The following is a 22,406-nucleotide window of genomic DNA, read 5'->3' on the forward strand; positions in this document are numbered from 1 at the left end:
CCACAACGGAGGGGATGAAGCATGAACTGGTCGATCTCCTTCGAACCGCTTCTATCCTGGCCGCTGCTGGCCCTGGTGCTGGTACCCTTGGCGCTGCTGGCGCTCGTCGGCCTGTGGTTTCGCCAGCGCGGCGCGGTCCTGCGCCTGGTTGCCCTGCTGGCGCTCGCCGCCGCCCTCTTCAACCCCGTATTCCTCAACGAGGAGCGCGAGCCGCTGAGAAGCGTCGTCGCGCTGGTCGTCGACCGCAGCCAGAGCCAGGACATTGGCGACCGCACCAGGCAGACCGACGAGGCCGTGGCCGGGCTGCAGCAGCGTCTTGGCCGCTTCAAGCAGTTCGACGTCCGTGTCGTCGAGGCCGGCAAATCCGACGCCGCCGAGGAGCGCACGGAAACGCGGCTGTTCGGCGCGCTGGAAGGCGCCTTCCGCGACGTGCCGCCCTCGCGCATTGGCGGCGCTATCATGATCACCGACGGCGAGGTGCATGACACGCCGTCGGGCACGCCCGAGTTCAACGCCCCGCTGCATGCCCTGATCACCGGCAACGACCATGAGAAGGACCGCCGCATACGTTTCGAGAACGCGCCGCGTTTCGGCCTTGTCGGCAAGCCGCTCGACATGAGCTATCGCGTCATCTCGACCGAAAACGAGACCGGACCGGTCGATGTGCGCGTCTCGGTCAATGGCGAGCAGGTTTCGGTCGAGCATGCCACGGTCGGCCAGGCCATGCCGCTGCAGGTGACCATCCCGGGTGCTGGGCGCAATATCGTCGAACTGGCCATCGACCGCGAACCGGGCGAACTGACCGACACCAACAACCGCGCCATCGCGCTGGTCGACGGCATCCGCGAGAACCTGCGCGTTCTGCTCGTTTCGGGCGAACCGCACGCGGGCGAGCGCACCTGGCGCAATCTGTTGAAATCCGACGCCTCGGTCGATCTCGTCCATTTCACCATCCTGCGGCCGCCGGAGAAGCAGGACGGCACGCCGATCAACGAATTGTCGCTGATTGCCTTCCCGACCCGCGAGCTGTTCGTCGAAAAGATCAAGGATTTCGACCTGATTATCTTCGACCGCTACCAGCACCGCGACGTGCTGCCGATCCTCTATTACGACTACATCTCCGAATATGTCGAAAAGGGCGGCGCGCTGCTGATCGCCGCCGGTCCCGAATATGCCGGCGAGGCTTCGATCGCACGCACGCCGCTAATGTCGGCGCTGCCGGCCATGCCGACCGGCGAGGTTGTCGACAAGGCCTTTTATCCCCGCCTCACCGAACTCGGTCAGCGTCACCCGGTGACGCGTGGCCTCGACGGTTCGGCCACCGAGCCGCCGCACTGGAGCCGCTGGTTCCGCACCATCGGCGTGCAGAATCCGCAGGGCGAAGTGGTGATGAAGGGCGCCGATAACCGGCCGCTGCTTTTGCTCGACCGCAAGGGTGAAGGCCGCGTCGGCATGCTTCTGTCCGACCAGGGCTGGCTGTGGGCGCGCGGCTTCGAGGGCGGTGGCCCGCATGTCCAGCTCTACCGGCGCATCGCCCACTGGCTGATGAAGGAGCCCGAGCTCGAGGAAGAGCGGCTGACCGCCGAAGGACGCGGCATGGTGCTGGAGATCCGCCGCCAAACCATGGCCGACGATCCGGGCCCGGCGCAGATCATCACCCCCTCCGGCAAGACGCTCACCGTCAAGCTCGACAGGTCCGAGCCCGGCGTCTTCCTCGGCAGCGTCCAGACCAGCGAGATCGGCCTCTTCCAGGTTGCCAATGGCGATCTCACCGCGCTTGCCCATGTCGGACCGGTCAACGCTCCGGAATTCGCCGACGTCGTCTCCACGCAGGAGCGGCTGAAGGCGCCGGCGGAAGCCACCGGCGGCAGCGTGCGCCGGCTGGCGTCCGCCACGGCCAGCGACGTGACGCTGCCTTCCATCGTGCCGGTGCGCTCGGCCGGCGAGGCGTCGGGCAGCGACTGGATCGGCCTGCGCACCACCGACGACAGTGTGCTCAAGGCCGTGTCGCGCGTGCCGCTGTTCGGCGGCTTCCTCGGCCTCGGCCTGTTGCTCCTGGCGATGGGTTCGATGTGGTACCGCGAGGGACGGTAGAGCGGTGCGCTCTTTCTTTCTCCCCGTATACGGTGAGAAAGACGCTGTCGCGAATGGTTTCGCCAATTGTCGAAACCAGACTATGACGAGCCCCTCCTCACTCCTCTGGTTCCGTCGTGAACAGCAGTGGGTAGCCCTTGGCCTTGCCGGCGTCGGTGGCCCGCGTCGCCTTGGTCTCGGCGACATCCCTGGTGAAGACCGCGACCACGCAGACGCCACGCTGGTGCGCGGTGATCATGACCCGGTGCGCCTGGTCCTCTGAGAGCTTGAACTCGCCTTTCAGCACCGTCACCACGAATTCGCGCGGCGTGAAATCGTCATTGACGAGAATGACCTTGTAGAGCTTCGGCCGCTCTGTCCGTGGCTTGACCTTGGTGCGCGGTTTTGTGGTGATTTCAGGCATTCGAACCGACTGTTTTCGCGATCAGCTTAAGTCCGCATTTTTCCGCGGGCGGCAGTGATCGTCCATTTACTGACCGTCGGCGGGCGGGCCCGGTCCTCCCAGGATCATGTGGGGAATTGTCGGTCGCGGTTCAACGGCCCTGACGGCCGAAGACGCGGCGCGTTTCGTCCCCATCGGCCCGGCGTTCCAGCCATGCCGCGATCGGCCATCCGGCAACGCAGATCAGCGTCACGCCGGCGAGCACGATCAAAAGCCAGGCCTGCACCGGCGTGATGTAATCCCAGTTGCTGGAAATCGCCGGTGCGAACAGCGAAGGCTCGGTGCGCCCGCTTGCAGGGTCCGGCACGGGGCTGGCGGTGAGCAGAATCAGCACCCTGGCGACGCCGGTGGCAACCAGGCCGCCGATCACCATGGAGCGAAAAATGGACGAAAGCCGCTTCTTCATGCGGATTGGTCCTACAGGGCCGGCATTGCAAACGGGTTAAGCACGATCGAGATACGTGGCTGGAAGCCGCCGGCGTCAGCTCATCGACCGACCGTGCCCTTGGCAGAAGGCCGCCCCAGCCGGTTTGCGGCTGGGGCGGCCTTGCTAGAACTAACCTCGAAGCTGATCAGGGCTTCTTGGCAGCAGCCTTCGCGGGGGCCGCCTTCGCGGGAGCCGCCATCGCGGGGGCCTTCTTGACCGGGCACTTGTGCTTCTTGGTCACCTTGCAGACGGTCTTCTTGGCGACCTTCTTCGGAGCAGCCATGGCCGGAGCGGTGGTCGTCGCGGCAGCAGCCGGAGCGGTGGTCGTGGTGGCAGCGGCCGGGGCAGCGGTCGTGGTCGCGGCAGCGTTGCCGAGAACGGGCATCGAGAAGGCGAGAGCGACGGCGAGACCAAGGGCGGACAGGAGGGATTTCTTCATGGCTTCGTTTTCCTTTTTTGTACGGGTCGTTTTGAGTGTCACTGGACCGGGTCGTTCGGTGTCACTCCAAGCAGCTTCAAAGCATTGGCGAGCATCCGGATGCCCTGCGCCTGTTTCTTGGCGGCGCAGTACCGGTTACCCTTTCTCTGAAGTGCCTTTGCCGCGGTGACCTGCGTTGCCGTGGCATGGGTTGCGAGGGCTTCATCAAATTGGTGGCTGAGATTGGCGCACCGTTCGCTCCGGGTCAGCGGCGCCTTTGCATCGGATTGGCCGACAGCGGCAGTGAGCAGGCCAAGGCCCAGCAAAACTCCCAACGAACTGATCGACAATCTTGGCATCGGTTTATCCGTTAACCCGGAGACTAGCGTCGCAGCCGATGACCTGACCGCCACGGCACCGTTATGCCGGCCTACCTTTTCAGGAGTTTTTCCGGATTGTAGAATTTTGTTTCTGGATTGTGTCTGGCCAGGCCACTCCAATCTGGCCGTTGCTTCATGTGGAGAAGGCGGTATTCATTTTTCCTTGAAAAGCAAGGCACTGGCCAACATACGGCCCGAATTCTATCGTGTGGCTCACCAGCCAAGGATGGCGTGGCCGGCAAACCAGACAGGGCAGCTGTGAAATCCGAGACACACATACTCATCGTCGACGACGACAAGGGCATCCGCGACCTGCTTCAGGAGTTCTTCCAGAAGCGGGGCCTGCACACCTCGGTTGCCGCCGACGGCACCGAGATGGAAACCATCCTGCGCCGCACGCAGGTGGATCTGATCGTGCTCGACGTGATGCTGCCCGGCAGGAGCGGGCTGGAACTGTGCCGCGACATCCGCGCCCAGTATTCGACGCCGATCATCATGCTGACCGCCGTCACCGAGACGACTGACCGCGTCGTCGGGCTCGAGATGGGCGCCGACGACTATGTGCCCAAACCCTTCGACCCGCGCGAATTGCTGGCCCGCATCCGCGCCGTGCTGCGGCGCAATGGCGCCGCCGAGCCCAAGCGCGCCACCACCAAGCAGATTTACCACTTCGCCGGCTGGACGATGGACTGCTCGCGGCGGCGGCTGACCGCGCCTGACGACGTCAGGGTCGAACTGACCATGGCTGAGTTCAACCTCCTGCAGACCTTCGTCAAGAGCGCCCAGCGCGTGCTGACCCGCGATCAGCTCATTGAACTCTCCGGCGGCGACAGTGACTATTCCTTCGATCGCAGCATCGACATCCTTGTCTCCAGGCTGCGGCGCAAGATGGAAGATGATCCCAAGACGCCCAAACTGATCCTCACCGTGCGCAGCGGCGGCTATCAGTTCCTGCCCGAGACGACCTCCGAATGAGACGTTTCCTGCCGCAGACCTTGCCTGTCTGGGTGCTGCTGATCGTCATTGCCGGCCTGTTGATCAGTCAGGTCGCGACGCTGTATATCGTATCGCGCGACCGCGCCGCCGCCAATGACGTGGTCGACCTTTACCGCCTCAACGACCGCGCCTTCTCGCTCGTGCAGCTGATGCACGACGCCACGCCGGACGAGCGCAAGGCGACGGCGACCGGGCTTTTCAACTCCACCTACGCGCTCACCGTCTCGGACACGCCCGCCGTCACCTCCTCGATCGCCGGCGACGACGAACTGGCCGAACTCGAAGACATCCTCGTCGGCCGACTGTCCAAGTTCGGCATCACCGACGCGCGCGTGCGGCGCGATCCGGCGACGCGCGAAGCCGACGATGCCGGCGGCGTGGCGCCGGGACCCGAGATCGGCCAGGTCGAGCGGGATCTTCTGGTGCTGGCCGCCGATTTCGCCCAGAGCGACAAGCTGACGGCTTCGCTGCGCTTCGCCGACGGCCAATGGCTGAATTTCACCGAACCGATCACGCCCGTCGGCCCGATCCTGAGCGTCGATAGCCTGCCGCTCTATTCGCTGATCGCGGGGCTGGTGGTGATCATGTCGATCTGGTCGCTGCGCCGGCTGACCGCGCCCTACCGGATGATGGAAACCGCCGTCAACCGGATCGGCAACGACCTCAAGAGCCCGCCGATCGCCGAGAGCGGCAGCCGCGAGGTGCGCGCCGCCGCCAAGGCGATCAACGCCATGCAGGGGAGGCTGCGCGAATATGTCGAGGATCGTGAGCACCTGGCGGCGGCCCTCGCGCACGACCTGCGCACGCCGATGACCAGGATGCGGCTGCGCCTGGAGCTGTTGCGCAGATCACCGGCGCGCCAGGCCCTCGCCCACGATCTCGCCGACATCGAAAGCATCGCGAGTTCGGTGATAGACTTCGCCAAATTCGAGGTCACGGAAGAGAAGGCCGAACGGATCGATTTCTGGTCGCTCGTTGAATCGGTCGCCGACAGCTACGAGACGGTGTCCTTCGACAATGACGACATCCGCCCGCGCGGCCTGATCTGCATGGCGCGGCCTGTGGCGCTCAAGCGCTGTGTCACCAATCTGGTGCAGAATGCCGTCACCTACGGCAAGCAGGCGCATCTCAGCCTCAGCCGCTTGGACCGCACGATCACGCTCGCCATCCGTGACGAGGGACCGGGCATTCCCCAGGCCCAGATCGACGCCGTCTTCGGCTCCTTCGTCCGCCTCGAACAGTCCCGCAACCGCCAGACCGGCGGCCTCGGGCTTGGGCTGACCATTGCCCGCAACATCGCGCGCGCGGCGGGCGGTGAAGTGCGCCTGTCCAACCATCCGGACGGCGGCCTGCTGACGGAGTTGCGCCTGCCGATGGCGGTTTAGGACATAGCCGCCTAAGCGCATCGCGCCGAAGCGGATCAGGCGACGCGCTTTAGTCTTTGTTTTTGTGCATGTCTTCCCAAACCGAGGTCACGGTTGGGCGACATGCATCAGCGCCGCAGCACCGCGCTCAGCACATCGCGAATGCCGATCGCGCCGACGAAGCGCGACTGGTCGTCGAACAGCGCCACGGGTGCGGTCTGCGACCGGTGCATGGCCAGCATCACGGTCTTGAGCGAGGTGCCGGGATTGGCCCAGAACACCTGCGCCAACTCCTCCGGCTGGCTCTCGACATCGGCGCAGGACACCCACACGGCCGGCTTGCCATCGCGCTCGGCCGCCGCCACCAGCCCGTGCTCGTCGATCTTGAAGCGCGTCGTCTTGCGCCGGTCGAGCCACACCCAGCCGTCCTTGCCCTGTTCGAGATCGCGGCGGTCGCGCATCACGTTCCAGGCGGTCAGCACCGAGAGCGGGTTCACATTGGCGATAAAGTCGCGGACATAGTCGTTGGCTGGGCGCAGCACGATGTCTTCCGGTGCGCCGGTCTGGACAATACGGCCGCCCTCCATGATGGTGATGTGGCTGCCGATCTTCAGCGCCTCCTCGAGATCGTGGCTGACGAAGATGATGGTCTTCTTCAATTCCGCCTGCAGCTGCAAGAGTTCGTCCTGCAGCTTGGTGCGGATCAGCGGGTCGAGGGCCGAGAACGGCTCGTCCATCAACAGGATAGGCGCCTCGGTGGCGAAGGCACGTGCCAGGCCGACGCGCTGCTGCATGCCGCCCGACAGCTCATGGGCGTATTTGTTCGACCATTGGTCGAGATTGACCAGCTTGAGCTGGCGATGCACCCGCTCCTTGCGCTCTGCATCCGGCACCCCGGCGAGTTCGAGGCCGAGGCCGACATTCTCCTCCACCGTGCGCCATGGCAGCAGGCCGAACTGCTGGAACACCATCGCCACCTGCTTCTGCCGCAGCCGCCGCAAGGTCGGCTCGTCGCAGGTGACGACATCGACCGTGCGGTCACCGTCCTTGACCAGCACCTGGCCGCGCGACACCACGTTGAGCCGGTTGACCGCGCGAAGCAGCGTCGACTTGCCCGAACCGGACAGGCCCATCAGCACCGAGATCTCGCCTTCATGCACGGTGAGGCTGGCGCCGGCGCAGCCGAGCACATTGCCAGTCTTCTCGAGTATTTCGGCCCGGGTGGCGCCGTTGTCGATCATCGCCAGCGAGCCGGCCTGGTCGGCGCCGAAGACGATATCGACATTCCTGAAATCGACGGCGACGGTCATTTCTTGCCTCCAACGCCAATGCGGGTCATCCGGTCGAGCACGATGGCGAGCACGACGATGGCGAGACCGGCCTCAAGGCCCAGATCGATGCGGCGCGAACCGAGCGCCCGGTTGATTTCCGTGCCGAGCCCGCCGGCGCCGATCAGGGCCGCGAACACTACCATCGACAGCGACAGCATGATCGACTGCGTCAAACCCGCCATGATGGTGGGCAGCGCCGAGGGCAGCTCGACCTTCCACAACAGCTGGCTCTTGGTGGCGCCGAAGGCCTCGCCGGCCTCGATGATCGACTTCGGTACCGAGACGACGCCGAGATGGGTGAGCCGGACCGCGGTCGGGATGACGAAGATGATGGTGACGATCAGGCCGGGCGCGTTGCCAAGACCGAACAGCGTCAGCACCGGGATCAGGTAGACGAAGGTCGGCAGCGTCTGCATCAGATCGAGCACCGGCAGCATGATGCGATAGACCTTCGGCTTGTGCGCGGCCCAGATGCCGAGCGGCACGCCGATCGCCATCGCCGCCGCCGCCGCCGCGACAACCAGCACCAGCGTCTGCACCGTCTGTTTCCAAAGGTTCTGGTTGATGATGAAGATCAGCCCGAGGAAAACGCCGATGGCTAGCGGCCGCGAACGCTGCAGCAGCCAGGCGATGACGGCAATCACCAAAGCGAGCACCACCGGCGGCACCATCAGCAGAATGTTGACCAGCCCGTCGAGCAGGAAATTGAGGCCATTCGAGAAAGCCCTGAAGACCGTGTCGAAATTGTCGGTAAGGAAGCCGAAGAACGCCTTTCCCCAGGCGCCGATCGGGATCTTGTGATCGACCATGAACTTGGAAATCGGATCCATCTCACCCCTCGTTTGCCAGAGCTCTGCCTTCGGCCCCGTACTGTCGCGACGTCATCTTGTCACAGGATACGAAAAAGGGCAGCCTTTTCCACAAAGGCTGCCCTCTGTTTCGGTCACGCCGAAATCAAAAGTCGGCTCAGCTTCCGAGCGCGGTCTTGACCGCCGCCGCCGCGTCGCCGCCGTCGAAGGTGGTCACGCCGGCGATCCAGGGCTTGACCGCATCCGGGTTTTTCTTCAACCAGTCGGTTGCAACCTTGTTGGCATCGCTGCCCTTCAGGATGGCGTCCATCATCTGGCCTTCCATATCCAGATTGAACTTCAGGTTGGCGATGAACTTGCCGACATTCGGGCACTCGGTCATGTAGCCCTTGCGCACATTGGTCGAGACGGTGGCCGCGCCGAAGCCGCTGTCGCCCATGCCGTCGAGATAGGTGATCTTCATGGCGCCCATCACCGGATGCGGCGTCCAGCCGAGGAAGGCGATCCACTCATTGCTCTTCATCGACTGCTCGGCCTGCGTCAGCATGCCGGCCTCCGAGGATTCGACCAGTTCGAACCCGTCGAGGTTGTCCTTCGGGTTCTTGATCATGTCGAGGATGATGCGATTGCCGTCATTGCCGGCCTCGATGCCGTAGATCTTGCCATTGAACTTGTCCTTGAACTTGCCGAGGTCGGTCAGCGACTTGACGCCGGCATCCGCGACATAGGTCGGCACGACGATGCCGTAACCGGCGCCGGCCAGGTTCTGGCTGACGGTCTCGACCGAACCGTCGGCCGTATAGTCCTTGATGTCATTGGTCATCGACGGCATCCAGTTGCCGAGGAAGACGTCGAGGTCCTTGTTCTTCAGCGACGCATAGGTCACCGGAACCGAGAGCTGGATCACCTGCGGCTCGTAGCCGAGCGCGGTGAGCAGCACCGAGGCCAGCCCGGTGGTGGCCTGGATGTCGGTCCAGCCGACATCGGAGAGGCGAACCGCCTTGCAGCTTGCCGGATCGCCCGCGAAGGCGGCGCTCGTGGACAGGTAAGCGGCCAAGCCTAGGCCGGCTACGAAGGAATTCATACGCGACATCTGTATTCTCCCATTTCGATTCTTTGGCGACGCGAAGTTACGTTTTTTGTGCCCGCCTTGTTTCGTCAGCCAAACACCATTCTGGAGTGGTTTCAAGCGCTAAGACAATCACGATCAACGGCGCTGGCTGGCCCATCAGCGACACCGCTGACGCTTTCCGTGCCGAGCCCAAGCCCAATCTGGCTCGGCAACGGCGGCTTTTTCAGGGGAATGCGGCGCCGGCCCCTCCCCGAGGCGTGGCAAGTCGGCTTAAAAGGGCGGCATGGCCAAGCTTTACTTCCACTACGCGACGATGAATGCCGGCAAGACGACCATGCTGTTGCAGGCGTCGTACAATTACCGCGAGCGCGGCATGACGACGATGCTGTTCGTCGCCGGCCACTACNCATCGGTCTGGAAACGGAAGCCGAGATGTTCCGCGACGGCGACGACCTGTTCGCCCGCGTCGCCGAGCATCACCAGCACACGGCGGTACATTGCGTCTTTGTCGACGAGGCGCAGTTCCTGGAGGAGGAGCAGGTCTGGCAGCTTGCCCGCATCGCCGACCGGCTCAACATCCCGGTCATGTGCTATGGCCTGCGCACCGATTTTCAGGGCAAGCTGTTTCCCGGCTCGCGCGCGCTGCTGGCGATCGCCGACGATCTGCGCGAAGTGCGCACCATCTGCCGCTGCGGCCGCAAGGCGACGATGGTCGTGCGCCTCGGTCCCGACGGCAAGGTGGCCCGGCAGGGCGAACAGGTGGCGATCGGCAAGGACGTCTACGTCTCGCTCTGCCGTCGGCATTGGGAAGAGGAAATGGGCCGCGCGGCCCCCGACGACTTCATCGGCTTTATCAGCCGCTGAAGTGGCTCGCTGGGGCGTCGGCGTCTGGTAGCCGGCTGCCACCCCTTGCAGTCGCGCCGTTCTATGGTGCCTTTGTTAAGGTCAGCGCCCTATTTTCCCGTCCTCAGTCAGAGCTTCCCGGGGTTAGCCATGCTTCGAGCCGTCTTGTCCGCCAGCCTTCTTCTGCTTGCCACCTCCGTTACCGCCCAGGCCGGGGGCGACCCTGTGCTGGGCAAACATGTTTTTAACCGATGCATGGCCTGCCATGAGGCGGCGACCGACCGCGACAAGGTCGGCCCGCATTTGATGGGCGTCGTCGGCCGCAAGGCGGGAACCGCCGAAAGCTTCCTCGGCCATTATTCGGACGCCATGAAAAGCGCGGGGGCTGCCGGTCTCGTCTGGGACGAGGCAAATCTTGCCGAATACCTCAGATCGCCAAAGCTGAAGGTGCCCGGCAACAGGATGGCCTTTGGCGGCCTCAACAATGACGACGACATCGCCAACGTCATCGCCTATCTGAAGGCCGACCCCAAGCCCTGAGCAGACGCCGTTCGTCGTCGGACGGGCGGACTTGCGCCGCCGTGTGGGGCTGCAAATGGCCAGTTGTTGTCGGGGTTAGGAGCCATTCGCTTCCGCGTGGACTGATTGCTTTGCCGGCATCAAAGTTCAAAATCAGCTGAACAAGGTTCGGCCTGCCAGTTGATCACGCCATGACCACGGCTCCATTGGCTTTCAAGGGTTCGGCCGGATATTTGTTTTCGCGTCGTGCACTGTCTTCACGTCTTTCAATCCCCGGATACCCCACATATATTCGCCGCTGTTCGCAACCAGCGAGCGGAAGCCGAAGCGGGAGGCGCCTATGGCGACATTGCAGAATTTCGATGCCGAAATTGCCAAGACCAAGCAGGTCGTCCAGGACATGCGCACCAAGATCGAGCAATCCGGAACCGTGCTCGACACGCTCGCAACCGCCGACAAGAAGATCGGCGACGCCAATTTCGACATCGAGAACGCCCGCATCGAGGATGTACTGAAACAGCAGAAGGTGATGGAAGGCAACATCGCCGACCTGATCATCGGGCTGGAGGACGCCACCAACGTCTTCGGCGCCGAGTTCGAGAGCATGAAGAACTATACCGGCTGGGAAAACTTCGTCGGCGTTTTTTCGGCGCAGCGCAAGCAGCGCATGCGCACCGATCGCGTCCGCAACATGTCGCTCGCCGGCAACCTGCAGGAGCTGCTGGCCAAGTCCGATACCATCGTCGGCATATTGAAGGCGCAGAAGGAAATTCTCGACCATCGCTACAAGACCTCCGAGGCCAGCCTGTCGCAGGTGATCGAGCGCCGCAAGACCACCATGACCAACCTCGAAACCGTGCAGAAGCGCATCGAGGAGCTCAATCCGATGCTGCTCGACATCGAAAACAGGATCGCCGCCTCGACCAGCCAGAAGGACCGCACGCAGCTCGAGGGCGAGCGTTCCAAGCTCGCCACCGAATACAATGAAAAGCAGGCCAAGGAACAGGAACTGCTGGCCGAAAGCCAGACGCTGGAGCGCTATACCTCGATGTTCCAGACCTTCGTGGATTCGCTCAACAACCAGATCGCCGCGCAGTCGACGCTGATCAACAAGCTGACCATCGATACCGAACAGCGCATCGTGCTCTACAAGGCGCTCGAGGACTCGCTGAAGACCGCCGCCCAGCAGGACGTTGCCCACAAGATCAACACGCTGGGCAGCCAGGTCGACAACACGGCCGAGGAAACCATGGCCGGCATCGGCGCCGCCTCGCAGAAGCACATCGGCGATCTCTTGGAGATGCACGAAAAGAACATGGTCGCCAGCGCCGACATCCAGCGCCGCAAGAAGCTGGCCGACGATGCCTTTGCCCGCCGCTTCGACGAGGTGCTGAAGAAGCACAATTCGGCCAACTACGTGCAGTCATAATTGCCGCGCGCACCGGTGCGACAATCCCAGGACTGATAGCATGACCCCCGAAAACGACGCCGCGGCCCGGTATTTCTCGGCAATCACGGCCGCGCTCAGCGGCCTTGAAGTGTTCATGCGCGACGACCGCTCGCCGCTTTACCGGCACGGCATCGTCGCCAAGATCGTTGCCGAGTACATCGCTCGGCTCGACAAGTCCTTTTCCTGCTGGCGCAACCGGCTGGGCTTCATGGACACATTCCGCATTTCGCGCGCCGAGAGCGGCTACCCGGTGTTCCAGAACCTGCTTGAACTGGAAAACGACCGCCTGCAGGCCGACGCGCGGCTCGCCAACATCCCCCAGGCCGGCGAGCTGCGTGAGGAGATGGCCGACTTCATCCTGCGCCACAAGGAGTTCCCCGAGGCGCTGCAGAAATCGATGGCCGAGCGACTCTATCTCGAAGACGTCAAGAGCGAGCAGACCTTCGGTCCGTTCACGCTGGCGCAGACGGCCAAGGTGTCGGTCAATCCGAAGACGGCGCGGCCTTATTATCTCGTCCACTGGGCAACCTTCGACGGCAGCGCCAATCTGCCGCTGGTCTACATGGTGACGGTGGAGGATTCCTCGGAAAGCATGGTCCGCCAGCTTGTCGACCGGAGCGGCAAGCTCAATGACAAGGTCGACATTCCGCTGCCCGTCGACGGCCTGCTCAACCCCGAGCTTGCCCACCGCTTCGACGATTTCACCGAGAAGAATTCGGCCTATACGTTGTCGCCGGCGACCATCGCGGTCAATCTCGACAAGGATTTCGAGCCATTGCACCCCAAGCAGCTGAGGCGGGTGGTACTTGGCCCCTTCTACTCGGCAGGCATCACCGACAACAATTCGACGGTGACGGAAGTGCTGGCCAAGGTGCGCAGGCCCGAAAATGCCTGGCTTTTGACCTGGACCATCCAGGAAGTCTATTCCAAGGGCGAGAAGCCCGGCCGCAAGGGCCTGTTCTCCAGCGAGAAGACGACGCAGGAATTCTTCATCAACACCGACGACCTGGAAGCCGCGCGCCAGGGCGTGTCGAGCTATGAAAACCACGCGCTGATCCCGCACGAAGCCTACCAGGCGCTTTACGCCGCCGGCGAAGCACAGAAGATCTTTGGCGGCTACAAGGTTCACATCCTGTCGAATGGGCAGGTCATCTCAGACGTCTGACCGTCACACCACGGAGCACCCTTCATGGACACCGGCCTGACCACTATCCCGGAAGCGGCTATCGAAAAACACCGCGCCACCGCGCAGAGCTTCATCACCCGCATCGTCGTGCTGGAGGATCCATCACGCGAATCCGGCACGGCATTGGCCGGCACCAACCGCCGCTTCGTCTCCACCGTTTCGGTCGGTTCGGTGCGCCGCACCCGCGAGGTCGAGCTGTCGAAGACGGTCGGCGCCGTTCATCCCGACGACCAGTTGCTGACCATCCCGCAGCACACGCTTTTGTTTCGCGCCAGGCGCGGCACGGCAATTGCGCTGGCGGTATCGGACGTCTTCGCCGAAGGCACCGATCTCGAAAGCCTTCAGGCCAGGAATGTCCGCGCGCCACTTGAGGGCGATGACGCGTCCACCTTCAAGAAGCTTCTGTCGGCTTCGGCTTACATCTCGGCCTTCAGCCTGGTGTCCTATCTGTTCCAGCTCATCGACAGCGATGGCGAGGCGCCCAACGACATCCCCGAGCCGGATTTTCTCTTCGACACGCCACAGGATGCGGTGAAGTCGATCCTGGCCGGTCTCGACAAGGCGGTTACCGGCGCATCCGACGACACCGACCTAATGACCAGGTCGCGCGCCTTCGCCCGCGTCGCCATCGACGGGCTTTTGGCGCGCAAAAGCCGCTTCGACGGCATCGGCCCATTCGAGAACGCCCATATCCGCATCGACGCCGACGACTTCACCCTCGACGGCTTCGACGTCGCGCCCGGCAAGCGCTCCAAGCCGCTGGTGATGACCTTCAAGAAGCCGGAAGAGGTCGTCGGCAACCACATCGCCAAATACCAGTCGGTCAAGCTCGCCAAGATGCTGATGGCCTATGATTTCGAGCGAGAACTGAACCCGTTTGTCGAGCTCGGCGGCTTCCTGTTCACCTTCATCGGCGACGGCGCGCCCGGCACCGGCAAGACGACGCTGATCCAGATGATCGCCGGCCTCGTCAACGGCTATTGCCAGGTCGCCGGCTACCCTTTTGCCTATGAAAATTTCGGCGTCGACCAGATTTCGTCCTACCAGGGCAAGTCGGGCCAGAACTGCCGCCAGTTCATCAACAATGTCCTGAACCCGCGCGTCATCGGCTTCGGTACCATCGATGACATCGACCAGGTGGCCGCCCGCCGTTCCGACGACCGCGCCTCGGCCGGCCAGCAGGAGATCACCGGCGTGCTGATGGACGCCTTCGCCGGTGCTGCCACCGTGGTGCGCGGCAATTGCTCGTTCGGCATGTTTTCCAACTATCCCGAGAATGTCGACGATGCCCTGCGCCAGCGCGCCGGCGCCCGCTGGCTGGTCGACGGGCCGCAGACCCGCGACGACTATATCGACATTTTTGTGCTGCTCGCCGGCAAGAATCACGAAATCCCCGTGGGCAAGCACGAGCTCTACGCCGCGCAGGAGATCCAGCGCGCCGTGACCGAGGCCTATGAAGAGCATGAAAAGCCGCGGGAGGACGGACTGGTGAGGGTCTACGAGCGCTATATGAAGGAAAATGGCGCGCCCAAGACCATGGCCGACATTGGCACCTACCTGCACCTGATCAAGGATGCCGAGCCGCGCTTCACCGGCCGCGCCATCAAGAACGTCACCGACGCCANGCCTTCATGCACAAGGGCTACGACGACAAGAAAGCGATGATCGAGGAATTGCGCGGGCCGTTCTCGATGGACATGGTCATGCAGGAGATCAACCGTTACGCCGATTCCGAGTTCCGCTATTCCGACAAGTCCGACGATGCCGCGGTGGAGAAGCTGCTGCGCGACGCAAGGCTGCGCGAACGCGCGGCGCGTGAGATGGAGGAGATGAAGAAGAAGGGTCTGTGGAATGCGTGAATTTGCTTCGTTGCCCACGGGTGCCGAAAACTGTGGCTCCAACGTCGATGCCCCCCTCTCCCCGTCCTTCACGGGGAGAGGGGGACGTCAACGTTGGCGCTTCGCCTTGTCAGGCAAAGCCTTTCGGATTCTTTGACATGACCGTCCGCAAACCCGACCTTCTCCGTGACAACGAGCTCATCTATGGGCGGCTGCTCACGGTCGACGAGCCGCATCTCATCCAGCGCTACAACAAGGCGCTGACGGCTTTCGGTCTCAAGCCGACAAAGTTGAAGAGCTTCCAGATCGACCGCACCGGCTTTTCTCCTGATGTTGCGGAGGAATGCGGCGACCACGATTACCTCGATCCCAACGAGGTCAACCGCCGCTTCATCATCCTGACGCCNTCTCAAGCCGACAAAGTTGAAGAGCTTCCAGATCGACCGCACCGGCTTTTCTCCTGAAGTTGCGGAGGAATGCGGCGACCACGATTACCTCGATCCCAACGAGGTCAACCGCCGCTTCATCATCCTGACGCCTTCGCAGATCGACCTGCCGGTGGTGCACACGGCCTTCTCGAACACCTCGCAGTTGATGTTCGAATTCATGTCCACGAACCAGCGCGCCATAGACGCGCTGACCATCAAGGACGTGATCTATGGCGAGATCGAGGATTCCGTTCCCAAGGTGAACGACATCGAGGACCTGCTGTCGATCAGCCAGGTCGAGTTCAAGGTGCTGTCGGCCGAGGACGTGTTGGGCAAGGCTGCTGAACTCGGCAAGCTCGTCGACCGGCTGAAGCAGGAGCCCGACGCCTGGCGCGACAATGCCATGCTGACCCGCATGGTGGAACTTGCCAAGATCTGCGGCGACATCAGAGAGAACGCGCTGGTGCCCGACCAGGTGATCTTCCGCCACAACGCCTACTGGACCAGCCATTTCGGCGGCCTCTACGTGTTCGTCGATCCCGACATGACGACGGTGATCAGCGATCCGGCCGCCCCCGGTTTCCGCCGCTCGCGGCCCTGGCAGGTGAGCTATCTCTCCATCAAGGACGCCGACAAGGTGTTCAAATTCCTCGCCGCCACCGGCCGCATCGAACTGCCGCGCGCCTCCTGGATCGAAACCTCGGGCTATCTTGAGCACCGCGCCGAAATGGTGGTGCGCGCGCTGATCCGCGACGCCGAGCCGAACCGCAATTTGACCGATGTCGACAAGGTCTGGCTGCAGACCTGGATCCAGAGCCATGCCGACCTGATCACCAGGGACGGCAATTTTCCCTTCCTCAACGCCGCCAAGCGCGAGATTGCCCAGCTCGGCCATCTCAAGATCGAGGACGTCTTCCCGCAACAGCGCTTCCTGGTGGTCCGCGCCAAGCCTGACCATCCCGACGCCTGGCTGACCAACCGGCTGATCTCGGATTTCGTGCCGTCGGACTTCGTGTCCCGCTATATCTTCAACAAGGACGGCTTCTACAAGGACTATGACGGCTTCAGCGACGCCTGGCGATCTCATGTTGTGGACGTTCTGAAAACCACATATTTGAAGGAAAAGGCGGCGTTTCGCACACGCCTCTACGGCCTGACCGACTAGAACGATATGAACCGTCATTCCGTTCTAACTTGTTGTTTTGGTGCATGATGTTATCCAAAAAGTCTGCAACTTTTTGGCATCGTGCCGAGGGGGTGATACAGCCATGCTCGACCCGATCGTGAACTTCTTCGTCAGGCTGTTCCAGTGGATCGGCCGCGGCATCGGCCTTCTGATCGGCGTGATCCTGTGGCCCTTCATGTGGGCCGGCCGCTGGTACACGCAACGCGGCTGGATCCTGAAGGCCGTGGTCGGGCTGGCTCTTTTGGTGCTGATCGGCCTTTACGCCAACTTCTTCTACGCCACCCAGTGGTGGAACAAGTTCAATCCGAACTATCCCGACACCTACACGTTCGAGAAGCGCAACGTTTCCGCCGGTGAGCAGGTGTCCGCCGGCGCCGGCACCGACACGGCCAAGACTTGCGGCAACTCCGGCATCGCCCAGGTGGCGGCGGACCTGACTGACTTCAACGTCAACCAGAATGCCTGGATCTCGTCGATGATCCTCTACAAGCTCGGCCTGTTCGGCATCGACTGGGACAACACCCCGTGGATGGACAACAAGGCCTCTTTCCAGCGCGGCATCAACCAGGCGGTGCGACGCACGGCGACCGAGCTTGCCGACAATCTCGGCCGCGTGCGCACCACCTCGCAGATCGATGCCGACCTGCAGGACGCGCGTGGCAATCTGCAGTTCGACGAGTATACCTGGTATTTCGGCGTGAGCCCGTTTGGACCGAAGACACCGACGCCGAGCTACTATCGCGACGCCGTGCGCAAGCTGCGTTCGTTCAATGCCCGGCTCGCCACCTGCCAGGCCACTTTCGATGCCCGCGCCGACAATCTGAAGCAGTATATCGATCGCATTGCCAGTGACATCGGCTCGACCTCCGCCATCCTCAAGGAGCGTGCCGAGAACCACAACAATGGCTGGTTCGATACTCGCGCCGACGACCGCTACTGGTTCGCCTATGGCCAGCTCTATGCCTATTACGGCCTGATGAAGGGTGCCCAGGCCGACTTCGAGGACGTCATCAAGGAAAAGCACCTGCAGAGCCTGTGGGACACGATGGACGCGCAGTTCGTGTCGGCCTTGCGCATCCAGCCCTTCATCATCGCCAATGGCCGCGAGGACGGCTGGCTGCTGCCCACCCATCTGACGACGATGGGCTTCTACGTGCTTCGGGTGCGCTCGAACATGGTCGAAATCAGCAACGTGCTGACGCAGTAGCGCTGTCCCACAGCACACTCGCGATGGCGGATTTGCGTCGTCGCGTCTGTCGCATTCCGTGCATTGTGCGGCTGTTTTGAGACGGCGGAAGCGCCCCTGCTCTGGCTTCTATACGGCGCGGCAAGCGGAGCCATAAAGAACCGGGAATAGGTCGGCCCGCCGCAGAGGAATTTTCTCTATAGGAAACATAGTTGCATGAAAGTTGACGCCGCCGCAGCGACAGGGTTAGATGCCCCGCGCGTCCGGCTCCAGCCTTCTTGCGAGTAAGATCAACCCCGTCCCCTCCACCGTCCAATCCAGAGGAACGCCGTCATGGCCGAAGTGAAGTCCGACATCGAGATCGCGCGTGGCGCCAGGAAAAAGCAGATCCAGGAGATCGGCCAGAAGATCGGCATCCCGACCGAACATCTGCTGCCCTACGGCCACGACAAGGCCAAGATTTCGGCCGAGTTCATCAAGTCGGTGAAGGGCAACAAGGACGGCAGGCTGATCCTCGTCACCGCCATCAACCCGACTCCGGCCGGCGAGGGCAAGACCACCACCACCGTCGGCCTCGGTGACGGCCTCAACCGCATCGGCAAGAAGGCGATCGTCTGCATCCGTGAAGCTTCGCTCGGCCCGAATTTCGGCGTCAAGGGCGGTGCCGCCGGCGGCGGTTACGCGCAGGTCGTGCCGATGGAGGACATGAACCTCCACTTCACCGGCGACTTCCACGCCATCACCACGGCGCACAACCTTTTGTCGGCTCTGATCGACAACCACATCTACTGGGGCAATGAACTCGGCATCGACACCCGCCGCGTGGTGTGGCGCCGCGTCATGGACATGAACGACCGGGCGCTGCGCGAGATCATCTGCTCGCTCGGCGGCGTTGCCAACGGCTTTCCGCGCGAAGCCGGCTTCGACATCACCGTCGCCTCGGAAGTGATGGCGATCCTCTGCCTCTCCACCGACCTGAAGGATCTGGAAAAGCGCCTCGGCGACATCATCGTCGCCTATCGCCGCGACAAGTCGGCGGTCTATGCCCGCGACCTCAAGGCCGACGGCGCCATGGCCGTCCTGCTCAAGGACGCCATGCAGCCCAATCTGGTGCAGACGCTGGAGAACAACCCGGCCTTCGTGCATGGCGGCCCGTTCGCCAACATCGCGCATGGCTGCAATTCGGTCGTCGCCACCACGACGGCGCTCAAGCTTGCCGACTACGTCGTCACCGAAGCCGGTTTTGGTGCTGATCTGGGTGCCGAAAAGTTCTTCGACATCAAGTGCCGCAAGGCCGGACTGAAGCCGGCCGCCACCGTCATCGTGGCCACCGTGCGCGCCATGAAGATGAATGGTGGCGTCAAGAAGGAAGACCTTGGCAAGGAGAATGTCGAAGCCGTCAGGAAGGGCTGCCCGAACCTTGGGCGCCACATCGAGAACATCAGGCAGTTCGGCGTCCCGGCGGTCGTTGCCATCAATCACTTCTATTCCGACACCGAGGCCGAGATCCAGGCGCTCAAGGACTATGTCGCCTCGATGGGCGAGGAAGCGATCCTGTGCAAGCACTGGGCCAACGGCTCCGCCGGCATCGAGGAGCTTGCCAAGAAGGTGGTGGCGCTCGCCGAATCCGGCGCCTCGCAGTTCGCGCCGCTCTATCCCGACTCCATGCCGCTGTTCGAGAAAATCAACACTATCGTTCAGCGCATCTATCGCGGCTCGGAAGCCATCGCCGACAAATCGGTGCGCGACCAGTTGAAGGCCTGGGAGGATGCCGGTTACGGTAACCTTCCGGTCTGCATGGCCAAGACACAGTACTCGTTCTCGACCGACCCGAACCTGCGCGGCGCGCCGACCGGCCACACCGTGCCGGTGCGCGAGGTCAGGCTGTCCGCCGGCGCCGGCTTCGTCGTCATCATCTGCGGCGAGGTCATGACCATGCCTGGCTTGCCGAGCAAGCCGTCGTCGGAAAAGATCTTCCTCAACGAGGCCGGCCAGATCGAAGGCCTGTTCTGATCTTTTATCTCGACAAAACAAGAAGGGCGCCGCACCGCTGCGGCGCCCTTTGCGCGGATCGTGCTACGCGGCGCTGCGCGACAGCGCCCGCTGGTTGGACGCATGGATCGTGTCGCGTTCCGGCAGCGCGCCGGTCTTCAGGCAGTCGATCCATTCGGCGGTCTTGAGCACCGCGGCGAAGCGCGACTGCAGGATAATGCTCACCACGCGATGGATCTCCTCCGCGGAGGCGTAGCCCGCGCTGTTGGCATAAGGCACCGAACCGGTCGCGTCGGACAGGAACTCGACCGCGAAGCCCATGTGCACGGCATGGATGATGGTCGACAGGTCGCAATTATGCGTCATGTAGCCGACGACCGCGATCGTATCGATGGCGTTGGCGCGCAACCAGTCCTCGAGGTCGGTGCCGGTGAACGCGCTCGGCAAATTCTTCTCGACATAATGGTTGCGGCCACGCCTGGCGATCTCGGGATGCAGTTCGCCTCCATGGCTGCCCAGGGCGAAGATCGGCGACATCTCGGGCGCCATCTGCTTGACGACCACGACCTTGATGCCTGCTGCCGATGCGGCATCCATGGCGCGCGTCACGTTGACGACGCTGTCGCGGAACGGCGGATGCTGGATGGCCAGGTTACCGCCGTCATAGTCATTCTGGACGTCGACGACGATCAGCGCGCGGCGTGCCGCGGTGTTGGCTGGGGCAGACATGATGTTTCCTTTCAGGCTTGAAGGCGATGGGCCGAAAATAGCTTGCTGGCCTAGGCGCCGACAGTGGCCCGATTGACATCATCCGAAAGAATTGGGACAATCCTCTTACACACTGGAAACGCCTCATGACCGCCCCCATCATCGCCGTCCTCGCCTTCGACGGCATCAGCCCGTTCCATCTCTCCGTCCCGTGCCTGGTGTTCGGCGCCGACCGCACCAGGCTCGGCCTGCCGCGCTTCGACTTCCGAGTCTGCGGGCTGGAAGAAGGGTTGATCCAGACCGACGCCGGATTGAGCGTCCTGGTCCCGCATGGGCTTGCCGCGCTCCAAGACGCCGATATCGTCATCATCCCGAGTTGGAAGGATCTCGGAGCGCCTCTTGCCAAACCGCTCGAGGATGCGCTCGGCCGAGCCCACCGGCGCGGCGCGCTGATCGTGGGGCTCTGCCTCGGCACCTTTGCCATCGCCGCCGCCGGCCTGCTTTCGGGACGGAAGGCGACCACGCATTGGGCCTATACGGATCAGCTACAGGCTCTCCATCCCGACATTTCGGTCGATGCGGACGTGCTCTACGTCGACGGCGGCGACATCATCACCTCCGCCGGCGTCGCCGCGGGGCTCGACTGCTGCCTGCACATCGTGCGCGCCCGCTATGGCGCCGAGGCGGCACTGCGGCTCGCCCGGCACATTGTGCTTTCACCGCACCGGCAGGGCGGGCAGGCGCAGTTCATCGAGCGCCCGGTGGCGCCGAGCCCGGCCGCCGACCGCTTTACCCAGGCTCTCGACAAGGTGCGCGCGACCCTCGACGAACCGCACGGTCTCGATAGCGTCGCTGACGCAGCCGGTCTCACCCGCCGTACCTTTACCCGCCGTTTCCAGAAGACGACAGGTACCAGCTTCGGCGACTGGCTGGCCGACCAGCGCATCACGCTGGCGCAGAGGCTGCTGGAGACGACGGACAAGCCGGTGGACATGGTCGCCTTCGAGGCCGGCTTCGGCAGCGCAACATCCTTGCGCCAACATTTCGCCGCGAGGCTAAGGACATCGCCGGTGCAATACAGGCGCGAGTTTTCCAGGCGGGCCGGTGTCGGCGAGCGCAGGGCGCGCCTGCCGGCTGAATCGATTGGGCACGCAAGCGCGCTCAGCCCCGGCTGACCACCCGCGCCGGATTGCCGACCGCGGTCGTGTGTGCCGCCACGTCGTGCGTCACCACCGCCCCGGCGCCGACGATGGCGCCCTCGCCGATGCTGACGCCGCCAAGGATGACCGCGCTGCCGCCGATCCAGGCATTGTCGCCGATCGTGACCGGCCTGGCGATCTCCAGTCCCGCCTGCCGCCCTGCCGCCTCCTTATGGTGCTCGGCGCAATAGATCTGCACATTGGGGCCAAGCAGCGTCCCCTTGCCGAGGCGCACCGGTGCGGTGTCAAGAATGATGCAGCCGGCATTGAGGAAGGTGCCGGGGCCGAGAAAGATGTTGAAGCCGTAGGCGCAATGGAACGGCGCCTCGATGCGGGCACCCTCGCCCACGCCGCCCAGCAGCGCCCGCAGGGCCGGCCCGAGGTTCCCGCGTTGACGAGGCGGCAGCGTATTGTGCTCGAACACCGCATCCGCTGCCACGCCGCGCAACGCGCCAAGATCGTCGTCCAGGCACGCATACCATTCACCATCAGCCATTTTAGCGCGTTCGCTTTGAACCATGGCAGTGCCTTCGTTTTT

Annotated in this window: 19 protein-coding genes and 3 pseudogenes; 13 read left to right on the forward strand and 9 right to left on the reverse strand. The window is 63.2% G+C overall.

Annotated elements, in window-relative coordinates; all coding sequences use genetic code 11:
• Window positions 1-21: 21 nt before the first annotated feature.
• A complete protein-coding gene (locus X742_RS165290) occupies window positions 22-2,094 on the forward strand; it encodes a membrane protein (protein WP_023770311.1) in 2,073 nt (690 codons plus the stop codon).
• A gap of 97 nt (window positions 2,095-2,191) precedes the next feature.
• Here X742_RS165290 and clpS read toward each other — a convergent pair whose 3' ends face one another.
• The 4 genes from clpS to X742_RS165270 form a co-directional block, all read right to left on the reverse strand.
• Complete coding sequence (clpS, locus tag X742_RS165285; RefSeq protein ID WP_023770312.1) at window positions 2,192-2,497, reverse strand: ATP-dependent Clp protease adapter ClpS; 306 nt, start codon at window positions 2,495-2,497, stop codon at window positions 2,192-2,194.
• Window positions 2,498-2,627: 130 nt separating this feature from the next.
• Complete coding sequence (locus X742_RS165280; protein ID WP_023770313.1) at window positions 2,628-2,942, reverse strand: hypothetical protein; 315 nt, start codon at window positions 2,940-2,942, stop codon at window positions 2,628-2,630.
• A 166-nt stretch (window positions 2,943-3,108) separates the two neighbouring features.
• The gene (locus X742_RS165275) at window positions 3,109-3,402 is read right to left on the reverse strand and encodes a hypothetical protein (protein WP_023770314.1); all 294 of its coding nucleotides are present in this window, start codon (window positions 3,400-3,402) and stop codon (window positions 3,109-3,111) included.
• Between the two features lie 38 nt (window positions 3,403-3,440).
• Window positions 3,441-3,740: a hypothetical protein gene (locus X742_RS165270; protein WP_023770315.1), complete on the reverse strand. Its 300-nt coding sequence runs from the start codon at window positions 3,738-3,740 to the stop codon at window positions 3,441-3,443.
• A 279-nt stretch (window positions 3,741-4,019) separates the two neighbouring features.
• Here X742_RS165270 and X742_RS165265 point away from each other — a divergent pair, with 279 nt between their 5' ends.
• Both X742_RS165265 and X742_RS165260 read left to right on the forward strand, forming a co-directional pair.
• Window positions 4,020-4,736, forward strand: coding sequence for a response regulator transcription factor (locus tag X742_RS165265; RefSeq protein ID WP_023770316.1), 717 nt, complete (start codon window positions 4,020-4,022; stop codon window positions 4,734-4,736).
• Window positions 4,733-6,142, forward strand: coding sequence for an ATP-binding protein (locus X742_RS165260; RefSeq protein ID WP_023770317.1), 1,410 nt, complete (start codon window positions 4,733-4,735; stop codon window positions 6,140-6,142). Before X742_RS165265 ends, X742_RS165260 begins: the two co-directional genes overlap by 4 nt.
• Before the next feature lie 107 nt (window positions 6,143-6,249).
• Here the strand turns inward: X742_RS165260 and choV are convergent, their stop codons facing one another.
• The 3 genes from choV to X742_RS165245 form a co-directional block, all read right to left on the reverse strand.
• Window positions 6,250-7,431, reverse strand: coding sequence for a choline ABC transporter ATP-binding protein (choV, locus tag X742_RS165255; protein WP_023770318.1), 1,182 nt, complete (start codon window positions 7,429-7,431; stop codon window positions 6,250-6,252).
• Window positions 7,428-8,282 carry a choline ABC transporter permease subunit gene (gene choW, locus X742_RS165250; RefSeq protein ID WP_023770319.1) on the reverse strand — a complete coding sequence of 285 codons (855 nt, stop codon included), beginning with the start codon at window positions 8,280-8,282 and terminating at the stop codon, window positions 7,428-7,430. The genes choV and choW overlap by 4 nt, the downstream gene beginning before the upstream one ends.
• A 136-nt stretch (window positions 8,283-8,418) precedes the next feature.
• On the reverse strand, window positions 8,419-9,354 hold the full coding sequence (locus X742_RS165245; protein WP_023770320.1) for a choline ABC transporter substrate-binding protein: 936 nt from the start codon (window positions 9,352-9,354) through the stop codon (window positions 8,419-8,421).
• Window positions 9,355-9,616: 262 nt separating this feature from the next.
• Between X742_RS165245 and X742_RS01000000169610 the strand changes: the two are divergent.
• From X742_RS01000000169610 to X742_RS165220, 9 genes and pseudogenes are all read left to right on the forward strand, one after another.
• Window positions 9,617-10,197, forward strand: a pseudogene (locus X742_RS01000000169610) (thymidine kinase).
• Between the two features lie 129 nt (window positions 10,198-10,326).
• Entirely contained in the window at window positions 10,327-10,716 is a 390-nt protein-coding gene (locus tag X742_RS165240; RefSeq protein ID WP_023770321.1) for a cytochrome c family protein, read from the forward strand.
• A gap of 319 nt (window positions 10,717-11,035) precedes the next feature.
• The gene (locus X742_RS165235; RefSeq protein ID WP_023770322.1) at window positions 11,036-12,124 is read left to right on the forward strand and encodes a hypothetical protein; all 1,089 of its coding nucleotides are present in this window, start codon (window positions 11,036-11,038) and stop codon (window positions 12,122-12,124) included.
• 40 nt (window positions 12,125-12,164) lie between these two features.
• The gene (locus X742_RS165230) at window positions 12,165-13,310 is read left to right on the forward strand and encodes a hypothetical protein (RefSeq protein WP_023770323.1); all 1,146 of its coding nucleotides are present in this window, start codon (window positions 12,165-12,167) and stop codon (window positions 13,308-13,310) included.
• 24 nt (window positions 13,311-13,334) lie between these two features.
• Window positions 13,335-15,190, forward strand: a pseudogene (locus X742_RS01000000169615) (ATP-binding protein).
• A gap of 137 nt (window positions 15,191-15,327) precedes the next feature.
• Window positions 15,328-15,633 carry a DUF6638 family protein gene (locus tag X742_RS1000000176685; RefSeq protein ID WP_031247655.1) on the forward strand — a complete coding sequence of 102 codons (306 nt, stop codon included), beginning with the start codon at window positions 15,328-15,330 and terminating at the stop codon, window positions 15,631-15,633.
• A pseudogene (locus X742_RS0135880) lies at window positions 15,578-16,762 on the forward strand (DUF6638 family protein); the annotation flags it as partial. The gene X742_RS1000000176685 and the pseudogene X742_RS0135880, both read left to right, overlap by 56 nt.
• 103 nt (window positions 16,763-16,865) lie before the next feature.
• Window positions 16,866-17,990 (forward strand): DUF2333 family protein, encoded by a 1,125-nt coding sequence (locus tag X742_RS165225; RefSeq protein WP_023770324.1) that lies wholly within the window; start codon window positions 16,866-16,868, stop codon window positions 17,988-17,990.
• A 312-nt stretch (window positions 17,991-18,302) separates the two neighbouring features.
• Entirely contained in the window at window positions 18,303-19,982 is a 1,680-nt protein-coding gene (locus X742_RS165220; protein WP_023770325.1) for a formate--tetrahydrofolate ligase, read from the forward strand.
• Between the two features lie 63 nt (window positions 19,983-20,045).
• Here the strand turns inward: X742_RS165220 and X742_RS165215 are convergent, their stop codons facing one another.
• Window positions 20,046-20,690 (reverse strand): cysteine hydrolase family protein, encoded by a 645-nt coding sequence (locus X742_RS165215; RefSeq protein ID WP_023770326.1) that lies wholly within the window; start codon window positions 20,688-20,690, stop codon window positions 20,046-20,048.
• A gap of 125 nt (window positions 20,691-20,815) precedes the next feature.
• Between X742_RS165215 and X742_RS165210 the strand changes: the two genes are divergently transcribed.
• Complete coding sequence (locus X742_RS165210; protein ID WP_023770327.1) at window positions 20,816-21,844, forward strand: helix-turn-helix domain-containing protein; 1,029 nt, start codon at window positions 20,816-20,818, stop codon at window positions 21,842-21,844.
• Here X742_RS165210 and X742_RS165205 read toward each other — a convergent pair.
• On the reverse strand, window positions 21,831-22,388 hold the full coding sequence (locus X742_RS165205) for a sugar O-acetyltransferase (protein ID WP_023770328.1): 558 nt from the start codon (window positions 22,386-22,388) through the stop codon (window positions 21,831-21,833). The genes X742_RS165210 and X742_RS165205 overlap by 14 nt on opposite strands.
• Between the last annotated feature and the right edge of the window lie 18 nt (window positions 22,389-22,406).

Source organism: Mesorhizobium sp. LNHC229A00 (genome assembly GCF_000502415.1).
Lineage (GTDB): Bacteria > Pseudomonadota > Alphaproteobacteria > Rhizobiales > Rhizobiaceae > Mesorhizobium.

Excerpts from the sequence above, each read along its gene's own strand:
- X742_RS165240 (WP_023770321.1), top strand. The coding sequence starts at position 10,327 with ATGCTTCGAGCCGTCTTGTCCGCCAGCCTTCTTCTGCTTGCCACCTCC.
- X742_RS165225 (WP_023770324.1), top strand. The coding sequence starts at position 16,866 with ATGCTCGACCCGATCGTGAACTTCTTCGTCAGGCTGTTCCAGTGGATC.
- X742_RS165270 (WP_023770315.1), bottom strand. The coding sequence starts at position 3,740 with ATGCCAAGATTGTCGATCAGTTCGTTGGGAGTTTTGCTGGGCCTTGGC.
- X742_RS165230 (WP_023770323.1), top strand. The coding sequence starts at position 12,165 with ATGACCCCCGAAAACGACGCCGCGGCCCGGTATTTCTCGGCAATCACG.
- X742_RS165215 (WP_023770326.1), bottom strand. The coding sequence starts at position 20,690 with ATGTCTGCCCCAGCCAACACCGCGGCACGCCGCGCGCTGATCGTCGTC.
- X742_RS165245 (WP_023770320.1), bottom strand. The coding sequence starts at position 9,354 with ATGTCGCGTATGAATTCCTTCGTAGCCGGCCTAGGCTTGGCCGCTTAC.
- X742_RS165235 (WP_023770322.1), top strand. The coding sequence starts at position 11,036 with ATGGCGACATTGCAGAATTTCGATGCCGAAATTGCCAAGACCAAGCAG.
- X742_RS165220 (WP_023770325.1), top strand. The coding sequence starts at position 18,303 with ATGGCCGAAGTGAAGTCCGACATCGAGATCGCGCGTGGCGCCAGGAAA.
- X742_RS165210 (WP_023770327.1), top strand. The coding sequence starts at position 20,816 with ATGACCGCCCCCATCATCGCCGTCCTCGCCTTCGACGGCATCAGCCCG.
- choW (WP_023770319.1), bottom strand. The coding sequence starts at position 8,282 with ATGGATCCGATTTCCAAGTTCATGGTCGATCACAAGATCCCGATCGGC.
- X742_RS165280 (WP_023770313.1), bottom strand. The coding sequence starts at position 2,942 with ATGAAGAAGCGGCTTTCGTCCATTTTTCGCTCCATGGTGATCGGCGGC.
- X742_RS165260 (WP_023770317.1), top strand. The coding sequence starts at position 4,733 with ATGAGACGTTTCCTGCCGCAGACCTTGCCTGTCTGGGTGCTGCTGATC.
- X742_RS165205 (WP_023770328.1), bottom strand. The coding sequence starts at position 22,388 with ATGGTTCAAAGCGAACGCGCTAAAATGGCTGATGGTGAATGGTATGCG.
- clpS (WP_023770312.1), bottom strand. The coding sequence starts at position 2,497 with ATGCCTGAAATCACCACAAAACCGCGCACCAAGGTCAAGCCACGGACA.
- X742_RS165275 (WP_023770314.1), bottom strand. The coding sequence starts at position 3,402 with ATGAAGAAATCCCTCCTGTCCGCCCTTGGTCTCGCCGTCGCTCTCGCC.
- X742_RS165290 (WP_023770311.1), top strand. The coding sequence starts at position 22 with ATGAACTGGTCGATCTCCTTCGAACCGCTTCTATCCTGGCCGCTGCTG.
- choV (WP_023770318.1), bottom strand. The coding sequence starts at position 7,431 with ATGACCGTCGCCGTCGATTTCAGGAATGTCGATATCGTCTTCGGCGCC.